Origin of the sequence: Micromonospora sp. RV43, from assembly GCF_001029515.1 — a bacterium.
Lineage (GTDB): Bacteria > Actinomycetota > Actinomycetes > Mycobacteriales > Micromonosporaceae > Micromonospora > Micromonospora aurantiaca.
In genome coordinates this window covers 1-9,221 of record NZ_LEKG01000232.1, presented here as the reverse complement: position 1 = coordinate 9,221, position 9,221 = coordinate 1, and the positions used below count along the sequence as shown (strand labels likewise).

Genomic DNA, 9,221 nt, shown 5'->3' with positions numbered 1-9,221 from the left:
CGAGGAGGGCGAGCGGCCGGAGCGCAAGGGCCCGCGCCGGCTGCGCAAGGGTGGTCCCGGCCGGCGTCCCGACGACGAGTCCGACGAGGAGCCCGAGGAGGAGGTGCCTCCGGTCCCGGTCCGCCGCCCCCTGGCGCTCACCGTCGCCGGCTTCGCCGCGCTGCTCGGCGTCGGCCTGGTGCTCGGCGCGCAGACCTCGGGCCCCGGGCACCGGCTTCCGTTCGCGGCGATCATCTTCGGCGTCCAGCTCCTGTTCGTGCTGGCCTGGACGATGGCCATGCGACCGCCCGCACTGCTCGTCGTCGCGCTCGTCAGCGCCGCGACGGCGGTGATCGCCGACGTCGCCGCCGTGCAGTCGGACATCGCCGGCCTGGCCCCGCTCGGCTACGCCGCCGCAGCCGGGCTCCTGCTGGCCGTGCTGGGGCAGCTCGTGCGGCGGGTGGACCGGGTCCGGGTGACCGACTCGCTCGGCGGCACCCTGCTGATCGTCGTGGGCGTGGTCGCCTTCGCCACGCTCATCGTGCTCAGCCGGATCCCCAAGGGCACCCAGGCGATCACGGTCTGCCTCACCGCCGCCGGGGTGGCGCTGCTCGTCGCCCGGCTCACCGACGCGGTCGCGCCGTGGCCACGGCTCGCCCCGCAGGTGCCGCGCGGCGCGACGGGCGTGGTCGCCGGCGCCATGATCGGCACCCTCACCAGTGCCGTGCTCGGCAGCTACCTGGTCGGTTTCACCCCGACCAGCGCCGCCCTGGTCGGGGTGGTCAGCGCGGCCACCGCCGTCCTGGCCGACCTCGCGGTGGGGTACGCCGAGGCGGGCCGCCTGATGGCCGGTGAACCGCCGACGATGTGGGTGGCCCGGCACATGCAGGGACCGCTGGGCGGATTCGCGCTGGCCGCGCCCGCCGCGTACGCCATGTGCGTGCTGTTCCTGTGACGCGGTTGGGGAGGATTCGCCTCGGGTAAGTACGGTTGCGCCGCGAGGCGCGGTGACGGCGGCGAGGACTGGAGGCGGCGTGGCAGAGGCGTATCCGGCGGAGGGCCGACCCCGGCGACGGGGCCGAAAGGTGCTGATCGGCTTCCTCGTCCTGCTGCTGGTGCTGGCCGGGCTGCTCGTGGTCGCCGACCGGGTGGCCGCCGGCGTGGCCGAGCGCGCCATCGCCGACCAGGTCCGGCAGGAGATCGCCAAGCAGGACGCGCAGTCCGCCGCGCCGCAGGTCGAGGTGGGTGGCTTCCCGTTCCTCACCCAGGTGCTCGACGGCCGGTACGAGCGCATCTCGATCCAGCTCACCGACGTGCGCGGCGACGTGCAGGGCGACGCGGTCGAGGTGCCGAAGCTCGACGTGGACGCGCGCAACGTGACCGCCTCGCTGGACACGCTGCGCTCCGGCCGGGGCGACGTGGTGGCCGAGAGCGTCGACGGGCGGGGCACCGTCACCTACGAGAGCCTGGCCAAGCTGCTGGACCGGCCCGGGCTGACGCTGGGCGAGCGCAACGGCAAGCTCGCCGTCACCGCCCCGGTGGACGTCCTCGGCATCAAGCTCACCGTCAACGGCACCGCCGACGTCACGGTGGCCGGCAACAAGGTGGCGCTGCGCTTCAACGACCTCACCGCCGAGGGCCTGCCGAACGTGCCGCTGGCGCGGGCCGCGCTGACCCGGTACGCGCAGGGCATCTCGATCGACGTGCCGCTGCCGGAGCTGCCGTTCCAGCTCAACCTGCGCAAGGTGGAGCCGAAGCCGGAGGGCCTGGTGGTCACGGCGGACGCGGCGAACGTGCCCATCAATTCAGCCGGCTGAAAGCCGCACACGGCCGGTCCGGGGAACGGGCCTGCCGTCCCGGATGCTGGTCGGCCTGGTGGCAGCTGTCGCCTCGGCTGGTAATCTCCCTGCCCATGGGGACCCTCCTCACCAAACGGCGCGCGGTCGACCTGTGCCGCGTGGCCACCTGCCTGTGTCGCCCCGTCATCTGACGGCGGGGCTGTCTCCGGCCGCCTGAACGGCGGCCACCCAGGGTCCACGAACCTTTCCCGGTTCCCCCTCCTCAACGCCCGGCAGCGGCGCCGTCGCACGTACCCGTGATCCGTTCCTAGCTCAGGGTCCGCGTGTGGTGCGACAACCATCGACATCGATCTCCACGCGCAGACTCACCAAACCATCCTCACCAGGGAGTGATCTGATGAGTCGCGACACCGCACTCGTCTCGGCCGAGTGGGCCGAGAAGAACCTCGGCGCCCCGGGCGTCGTCTTCGTCGAGGTCGACGAGGACACCTCGGCCTACGACACCGGGCACATCGCCGGCGCCGTCAAGCTCGACTGGCGCACCGACCTGCAGGACCAGGTCCGCCGGGACTTCGTCAACAAGAGCCAGTTCGAGGCGCTGCTGTCCGACCGGGGCATCGCCAACGACGACACCGTGATCCTGTACGGCGGCAACAACAACTGGTTCGCCGCGTACGCGTACTGGTACTTCAAGCTCTACGGCCACCGCGACGTGAAGCTGCTCGACGGCGGCCGCAAGAAGTGGGAGCTGGACGCCCGTCCGCTCGTCACCGACGTGGTGGAGCGGCCGAAGACGCAGTACGTCGCGCAGGAGCCGGACACCTCGATCCGCGCGTTCCGCGACGAGGTGGTCGCCGCGATCGGCACCAAGAACCTGGTCGACGTGCGCAGCCCCGACGAGTTCGCCGGCCGGCTGCTCGCCCCCGCCCACCTGCCGCAGGAGCAGGCGCAGCGGGCCGGCCACATCCCGACCGCGATCAGCGTCCCGTGGTCCAAGGCGGCCAACGAGGACGGCACGTTCAAGTCCGACGACGAGCTGCGCAAGATCTACGCCGACGCCGGGCTGGACGACGGCAAGGAGACGATCGCGTACTGCCGGATCGGCGAGCGCTCCTCGCACAGCTGGTTCGTGCTCCAGGAGCTGCTCGGGCACCGCAACGTGAAGAACTACGACGGTTCCTGGACCGAGTACGGCTCGCTCGTCGGCGTGCCGGTGGCGCTCGGCGACGAGCCCGGGGAGGCCTGATGACCGCCGCCTCCGCCGCCTCGACGGCTGCCGCCGGCTGCGCCGCGCCGGACCAGTCCGCCCCCCTCCCGGCGAGCCTGGACCTGGAGAAGGAGACCGTCATCACCGGCCGCGTGCTGGCCGAGTCCGGTGAGGTCGTGCCGGGCGCGTACGTGCGCCTGCTCGACTCGACGGGCGAGTTCACCGCCGAGGTGGTGACGTCGGCGGCCGGGCAGTTCCGGTTCTTCGCCGCACCGGGCTCCTGGACGCTGCGCGCGCTGTCCCGCCACGGCAACGGCGACACCGCCGTGTCCGCGGCCCGCGGGATCAACGAGGTGACCGTCTCGGTCGCCGCCTGACCCACGCTCTGATCGTGGCCCGCCGCCCACCCGGGTGGCGGGCCACGAGCCGTTCCGGCGACTGTGCGGCTCGCCCGTGGCTGGCAGGCTGGACGGCGGTGCGCCCCGGACGCGCCGGAGGGGGATCAGGTGCTCGACGACGCCGCTGCCCACGCCCGCCGCTATCTGATCGACTTCATCGACGGCAACCGGGGCGAGGAGGTCGTCCGCGAACTCCAGCGCACCGACGCGTCCGGCCGGCGGCGCCCGTTCGACGTCTCGGTGGCCAGCCTCGACACCGATCTGTCGTTCCTCACCAAGCGGGCCACGCTCGTCACGGCGAAGCTGGTCCTGTCCCAGCCGGGCGGCGAGCACCGCTATCTGGTCAACCGGGAGATCTGCAAGAGGTGCGGCGAGGACCCGGACCACTGCGGGCCGCGCTGCCGGTACGAGGACATCCGGATCGACCAGCTCTTCGCCGAGTGCGACGACCTGGGCCGCCTCGGCGCGTACCTGCGGGACTGCGCGCCGCTGCTGGAGCTGGGCCAGCTCGTCTACTTCCCGCAGACCTTCCGCCGCAGCCACCTGGAGTCCCGCGCGCCGGACGCACAGTCCACCTCGTCGCTGTTCGACACATCAGGCCGGATCGAGCTGGGCGACAACCCGGACCGCACGCTCGACCTGATCGTCAAGGGGCATCGGGTCGTCGACGTGCCGAGCGGGGATCCGGTGAAGGCGCGGCTGGTCACCCCGCTGCTCCAGCTCGACCTGCCGATGCTGGAGGGCACGTCGCTGCGGGACTACTGCGCCATCCTGACCCAGGAGGGCGACGCGCTCGCCGCGACCCAGGCGTACCTGCGAGGCCGGATGCTGGAGGTCGACACCGACCCGGACCGCGCGCTGGTACAACTCGTGAAGCTCGACGCGGAGATCCAGGAGGGGGTGCGGGCGGCCCGGGCCGAGGTCGCCCGGGTGGCCCGGCGCTCGGCCGTGCAGGCCGCAGGGGCGGCGGTGGCGACTGTCGCGGCGACGCTGGTGGCGGTCGAGGGCACCCAGCTGGCGCCGGTGCTCGGCATGCTGGGCGCGGGCGGGTTCTTCTCCGCCGTGCTCGCCGCCGACCAGTACGCCGACCGTCGCGGCGAGCTGCGACAGCGCCCCTTCTACCTGCTGTGGCTGCTGTCCCGCCGGTCGGAGCCGGTCTGAGCGAGGTGCCGAGGCGCGGCCGGGCGTCTCGCCCGTCCGTGACACCATGGCCGGGTGACTGCCGTCGAGACGGGCTACGCCCCGCCCACCCCGCCCGGCCGGCCCGGCCCCGGCGGCCGACGCCGGCTGCGCTGGCTGACGGTCGCCACCGTGGCGTGGGCCGTGCTGCTCGCGGGTCTGACCTGGTGGTCGGTGCGCACCGACGCGCCGACGGTGAAGGAGCAGCGGTCGCTGGACCAGGCCGGCCCGGTGGTGGACCGGGCGATCGGCGAGCTGACCGCCGCGGTCGGCGCCGCGGGCGTACCGGCGCTCCTGCCGGACCGGCTGGAGCGCGGCTGCCGGATCACGCCGATGGACGACGGCGCGACGCTGGAGCGCGGCGTCGAGGTGGCGATCGGCGGCGACGACGTACGCGAGGTGCTGCGCGGCATCGCCGACCGGCTGCCGTCGGGCTGGCGGGCCGGCGTGTCGACGCTCGACGGCGAACCGCTGCTGCGCGCCGACGCGGGCGAGTTCGTCACGGTCGAGGGCCGGGCCGGTGGCCCGGGCCGGGTGCTGCTCACCGCCGACACCGGCTGCCGCCCGGCGGGCTCCGGCTACCGGGCCCCGTCCGCCGACGCCGCCGCCGAGTCGGCCGTGCTGGCGTCGGCGCTGGGCCGGTGGGGCGGCGCGACCGGGCCGGTCCAGGTGCTGACCGCGCCCTGCCCGGGTGGCGGGACCGCCCGCACGGCCCGGTCCGAGGCCGCAGTGCCGGCCGACCAGTCGCTGGCCGCCGCGTTCGGCGTCGGCGCCGCGCCGGTGGTGGACTCGGCCGACGCGTACGCGCGCCCGGGCGACCCGGCGGTGCTGGCGCTGCGGGCCGGTGAGCGGGTCCGGGTGGCGGTCACCACGCCCTGCCGGGCCTGACGTCAGCCGCCGGGCAGGGTGAGCGCCGGTGGCGACGGCCGTTCCTCGTGCGGCTCCCGGCTGCGGCCCAGCGCGTCCACCCGGCCCCAGCGGCCCGGGATGTCGAGCAGTTCCACCCGGCCCATCCCGGTTGGCACGGCCGGGTCGATGATCAGATGATCGCCCTGCGGTTCCAGTCCCAGGATCACCCGTAGCAGCAGCAGCGGCGTTCCGGCGGACCACGCCTGCGGGCTGCACGCGGTGGGGTACTCCACCGGGTAGTCGGTGAGGCCGCGCTCGTAGCCGGCGAACACCTCGGGCAGCCGCCCGTCGAAGTAGTGCGACGCGCTGAGCAGGGCGTCGCAGATCCGGCCCGCCTCCCGGCGGAAGCCGTACCGCCACAGGCCCCAGGCGATGATCGAGTTGTCGAACGGCCACACCGTGCCCACGTGGTAGCCGACCGGGTTGTACCGGCCCTGGTCGTCGGCGAGCGTCCGCACACCCCACCCGGAGAACAGGCGTGGGCCGAGCAGATGGGCGGCGACGGCGGGGGCGCGGGCCTCGTCGACGATGCCGCTCCACAGCAGGTGACCGATGTTGGAGGTGAGCGCGTCCACCTGGCGGCCCAGCGGGTCGAGCGCCAGCGCGTAGTACTCGCGGTCCGCGATCCAGAAGTCGCGGTTGAACCGTTCCTTCAGCGCCGCCGCCTCGTGTTCCAGCCGGTCGGCGTACGTCGGGTCGTTCCAGTACGTGCGGGCCAGGCGGGCGCCGCGCAGCTTCGCGTCGTACGCGTACCCCTGGAGTTCGCACGTGGCCCGGGGGAACTCGGGCATCCGCCCGTCGGCGTAGGAGATGGCGTCCGGCGAGTCCTTCCAGCACTGGTTCGGCAGGCCGGTCTCCGGGTTCCGCGACATGTACCAGACGTAACCGGTGCCGAGCAGGTCGCCGTACGTGTCCAGCCAGGTCAGCGCCGCCCGCGTCTCGTGCTCCAGCTTGCGTACCAGGTCGGCGTCGCCGGTCCACCGCTCGTACTCGTCGAGCAGGATCACGAACAGCGCCGTGGTGTCGGCGGCGCCGTAGTACGGCGAGTGCGGCTGCTCCTCGAAGCCGGCGGTCTCGCCGTAGCGCAGCTCGTGCAGGATCTTGCCGGGCTCCTCGTCCCGGAAGTCGTCGACCCGGCTGCCCTGGAGTCCGGCGAGCATGACGATAGTGGGCTTGACCAGCTCGGGCAGGAACGGCAGCACCTGGAGCGAGGTGAAGATGCTGTCCCGGCCGAACAGTGTCATGAACCAGGGCAGGCCGGCGGCGAGCAGCCGGACGCCGAGCGTGATCGACTCGTACCGGAGGGCGGCCAGGTCGTTGAGGCTGCGCCGGTACGCCCCGGCCAGCGGCTCGCAGTCGCAGCCCAGCTTCGGCGCGCGGCTGATCAGCTCGCTCTGCTCCGCCTCGATGTCGGCCGCCGTGCGCTGGCCGCCCAGCGGCAGGATGGCCCGGATGTCCTCGCCCCGGGCGCCGTAGATGACCGTGTCGACGTGCAGCCGGTTGGTCCACTCGCCGTGCGGGCCGACCCGGACCCGGAACGTCATCCCGCTCTCGTCGACCTCGGCCGGCGCGCTGCTGGTCACCAGCGTCTCGCGGTGGAACGCCTGCCGGCGGTAGGTCAGCCGCAGCGCGTTCGTCTCCACCGTGGGCAGCGTGTGTCCCTTCTTGTCGCGCTGGTTCTTGATCTCCAGGAGGTCGGCGAAGTCGGACCCGATCTCCAGCCGGAGCCGGAACTCCGTCTCCTGCTCGGAGTGGTTGAGCAGGTTCAGTTCCTCGTCCAGGCTGCCGCCGATCGCGCGGCTGCGGATGACCGAGACCTTCGCGTCCAGGTAGTGCGTCGGCTCGCCGGGGACCAGGAAGAACCGCGTCTTGTACGACAGCGAGTCGTCGATGGAGAGCGCGTGCAGGGGTTCCCCGTCGAGGGTGAGGATCCAGGTGGACAGGAACCGGGTGTCGAAGGAGAACAGCCCGGTGGGGAAGTCGTACGACGGCTGGATGTTGCCGCGATCGTCGCTGACCAGGAACGTGTTGCCGTCGAGGATGCTGACCCGCTCCTTCACGCCAGCCGCCGGACGTGGTCGCGGGCGGCGTCCCGCGGATCCCGTACGTCGGGCCGGGTCGGCAGGAACCGGCGGAACGCCAGGAACAGCACGACGTGCCCGCTGAACGTGGCCTCGTTGCGCAGCACCGCGGCCATGCCGGCCTCGCGGCCGGTGACCAGCTTCTCGAACAGTTCGGTGGAGAGGGTCAGCACGCCGTCCGCCTGCCGTTGCTCCTCCCGGCTCACCTGGGCCGATCCGGGGGCCAGCGTCACGTACCAGTGCTCGGTCCGGTTGCCGTCGGCCAGGTCGATCTGGAGCGTGCCGCCGATCGGGCTGTTCAGCACCGACGCGGCGCGCGCCGGTAGCGACGCGAAGAACTGTTGGATCGCCTCACTCACGTTCACATGGTAGGCGTAATCCGGACATGTCGGGTCAGGATCGGCTCACCGGTCAGAGTGGACGACCCGGGCGGGTCGCTCAGTAGACGAGCGCCTGCGCGCCCTCGGTCATCGCCTCCTCGACGAACACCGCGGCGCCCGCGATGCGTACGCCGGGGATGACGTCGCCCGGGCCGATGTCCCGCCGGGCCGCGCACTGGGTGCAGGCGGTCACCCGGCCCGTGGTCAGGACCACGTGCAGCAGTTCGCCGAGCGGCGCGGAGTGCGGCAGCTCGAACGTCTCCGCCCGCCCGGGGAGCGCGAACCAGGTGGACTCGCCGGTGAGCCAGAGCGACACGTCCACCCCGGCCGCGGCTGCGGTGGAGGCGACTGTGAACGCCTGGGCGCAGCGTTCCGGGGAGTCCGCGCCGGCGGTGGCCTTGACGACGAGAGTGCGCGCCATGACGCCAGCATAGGATGGCCCGGATGGTTACCGAGATCGGGTTCGTCAGCCTGCTGGTCGCCGGCCTGGGCGCGCTCGCCGGTGGCCTGGTCTATGTCGCAGTGCGAATCGCTAGAGGTAGATGGTGAGCGCGAGGAGTGAGCCGGTTTTGCGAGCCCCGCAGTCGCGAACGAAGGTGGCGCTGTGAATAGTGAGAATCCGCTTCAGCCGCCGTGGCTGAACGCGCCGCCGGTCGACCCGTACCCGTACGAGGAGAGCCACGACCTGCGCGTCGGCCCGAAGCTGCACCCCAGCCTGGACGGCCTGCTGCCGTACATCGGGGTCTGGCGCGGCCGGGGCCGGGGTGGGTTCCCGACGATCGAGGACTTCGACTACGCGCAGGAGATCCGGATCAGCCACGACGGCCGGCCGTTCCTGTTCTACGAGTCCCGGGCGTGGATCCTGGACGAGCAGAGCCGCCCGGTCCGTCCCGCCGGCCGTGAGGTGGGCTGGTGGCGTCCGGTGCTCGACGGTGAGCGGGTGACCGACGAGCTGGAGGCGCTGATGACCACGCCGACCGGCGTGATGGAGCTGCACATCGGCAAGCGCAAGGGCACCCAGATCGAGTTCGCCACCGACGCGGTCGTGCGTACCGCCACGGCGAAGGAGGTCACCGCCGGTGCCCGGCTGTTCGGCATCGTCGAGGGCGCCCTGCTCTACGCGCAGGAGATGGCCGCCGTGGGCCACCCTCTGAGCCCGCACCTCTCCGCCCGCCTGACCCGGGTGGCCGGCTGACGTTCCCTTCTCGCTCCGGCGATCATGAAGTTGGCGGCGATCCTTGCCCGATTTGTCGCCGCCAACTTCATGATCAACGGGGTGGGGGTGGGGG

At 72.7% G+C, this 9,221-nt stretch carries 12 protein-coding genes; 9 read left to right on the top strand and 3 right to left on the bottom strand.

Annotation, left to right across the window (positions count from 1 at the left end):
* The 7 genes from ABD52_RS34175 to ABD52_RS34150 all read left to right on the top strand — a co-directional run.
* Positions 1 to 934, top strand: a 934-nt coding sequence (locus ABD52_RS34175; RefSeq protein ID WP_047894457.1) for a hypothetical protein, incomplete at its 5' end; no start/stop codon positions are given.
* Positions 935 to 1,013: 79 nt separating this feature from the next.
* On the top strand, positions 1,014 to 1,796 hold the full coding sequence (locus ABD52_RS34170) for a DUF2993 domain-containing protein (RefSeq protein ID WP_013288821.1): 783 nt from the start codon (positions 1,014 to 1,016) through the stop codon (positions 1,794 to 1,796).
* Between the two features lie 95 nt (positions 1,797 to 1,891).
* A complete protein-coding gene (locus ABD52_RS41785; protein ID WP_311202345.1) occupies positions 1,892 to 1,969 on the top strand; it encodes an Ms5788A family Cys-rich leader peptide in 78 nt (25 codons plus the stop codon).
* Positions 1,970 to 2,175: 206 nt separating this feature from the next.
* Positions 2,176 to 3,024 (top strand): sulfurtransferase, encoded by an 849-nt coding sequence (locus tag ABD52_RS34165; RefSeq protein ID WP_047894456.1) that lies wholly within the window; start codon positions 2,176 to 2,178, stop codon positions 3,022 to 3,024.
* Positions 3,024 to 3,362: a DUF1416 domain-containing protein gene (locus ABD52_RS34160; RefSeq protein WP_013288819.1), complete on the top strand. Its 339-nt coding sequence runs from the start codon at positions 3,024 to 3,026 to the stop codon at positions 3,360 to 3,362. The genes ABD52_RS34165 and ABD52_RS34160 overlap by 1 nt, the downstream gene beginning before the upstream one ends.
* Before the next feature lie 129 nt (positions 3,363 to 3,491).
* Positions 3,492 to 4,544 carry a hypothetical protein gene (locus tag ABD52_RS34155; protein ID WP_047894455.1) on the top strand — a complete coding sequence of 351 codons (1,053 nt, stop codon included), beginning with the start codon at positions 3,492 to 3,494 and terminating at the stop codon, positions 4,542 to 4,544.
* A gap of 54 nt (positions 4,545 to 4,598) precedes the next feature.
* Positions 4,599 to 5,450: a hypothetical protein gene (locus tag ABD52_RS34150; RefSeq protein WP_047894454.1), complete on the top strand. Its 852-nt coding sequence runs from the start codon at positions 4,599 to 4,601 to the stop codon at positions 5,448 to 5,450.
* Between the two features lie 2 nt (positions 5,451 to 5,452).
* Here ABD52_RS34150 and ABD52_RS34145 read toward each other — a convergent pair whose 3' ends face one another.
* The 3 genes from ABD52_RS34145 to ABD52_RS34135 form a co-directional block, all read right to left on the bottom strand.
* Entirely contained in the window at positions 5,453 to 7,531 is a 2,079-nt protein-coding gene (locus ABD52_RS34145) for a glycogen debranching N-terminal domain-containing protein (RefSeq protein WP_047894453.1), read from the bottom strand.
* Positions 7,528 to 7,917, bottom strand: a complete 390-nt coding sequence (locus tag ABD52_RS34140) for an SCP2 sterol-binding domain-containing protein (protein WP_030272153.1) — start codon at positions 7,915 to 7,917, stop codon at positions 7,528 to 7,530. Before ABD52_RS34140 ends, ABD52_RS34145 begins: the two co-directional genes overlap by 4 nt.
* Positions 7,918 to 7,990: 73 nt before the next feature.
* Entirely contained in the window at positions 7,991 to 8,353 is a 363-nt protein-coding gene (locus ABD52_RS34135; protein ID WP_013288814.1) for a DsrE family protein, read from the bottom strand.
* Positions 8,354 to 8,376: 23 nt separating this feature from the next.
* Between ABD52_RS34135 and mtfM the strand changes: the two genes are divergently transcribed.
* Together mtfM and ABD52_RS34125 are read left to right on the top strand one after the other, a co-directional pair.
* Positions 8,377 to 8,481, top strand: coding sequence for a small membrane protein MtfM (gene mtfM / locus ABD52_RS41615; RefSeq protein WP_013475110.1), 105 nt, complete (start codon positions 8,377 to 8,379; stop codon positions 8,479 to 8,481).
* A gap of 55 nt (positions 8,482 to 8,536) precedes the next feature.
* Positions 8,537 to 9,127, top strand: a complete 591-nt coding sequence (locus tag ABD52_RS34125) for an FABP family protein (RefSeq protein ID WP_013475111.1) — start codon at positions 8,537 to 8,539, stop codon at positions 9,125 to 9,127.
* Positions 9,128 to 9,221: the final 94 nt, after the last annotated feature.